This is a genomic window from Dialister sp. CAG:357, assembly GCF_000435155.1.
Taxonomy (GTDB): domain Bacteria; phylum Bacillota; class Negativicutes; order Veillonellales; family Dialisteraceae; genus Dialister; species Dialister hominis.
Genome location: NZ_FR896484.1, coordinates 1 through 549, shown reverse-complemented (window position 1 = coordinate 549; position 549 = coordinate 1). Strand labels below are relative to the sequence as shown.

General features: G+C 44.6%; 1 protein-coding gene. It reads left to right on the top strand.

The genetic code is table 11. From position 1 onward, the window contains the following. A partial coding sequence (locus M3200_RS09335; protein WP_117759956.1) for a transposase occupies positions 1-487 on the top strand: 487 nt, incomplete at its 5' end. Positions 488-549 lie beyond the last annotated feature (62 nt).

Sequence of the window (549 nt, the reverse complement as noted above, 5' to 3'; positions counted from 1 at the left end):
CATGTGGTATGTCGGATTACTGAGAAGAGCCGACGAGGCTCTTATGGCTAGTTTAACACGAATGGAAGATATAGCCAAGGATCTGCCGGAATATGAACTCGTCGGCGAGATGGGCGGAGTCGGAAGAGTTACCAGAGTAGCGCTTATTGCCCAGATCGGAGATGTGAGACGCTTTAAAAACAAGCATTCTCTGATCTGCTTTGCAGGCCTGACCCCATCAATACATGAATCAGGGAAATTCCGAGCCTCGCAGAATCACATAGTAAAGAAAGGTCCTGCGCGGCTGCGGAAAGTATTGTATCAAGTAATGATGTCGTTAGTTATGCATAAAATCCCCAAAGATGATGCAGTATATAGGTTCATAAAGAAGAAAGAGGCAGAAGGAAAGTATAAAAAAGTAGCAAAAGTAGCAGGAATGGCTAAGTTTTTACGAATATACTACGGCCGGGTGATGCATTTGTATCGCGACTTAGGCCTTGCTGCGTAAATAAGGCAAACAAGTGAAGAAAAGCGGAAAAAGCCGAGTGTGAGATCGGCTTTTTCGTAGTG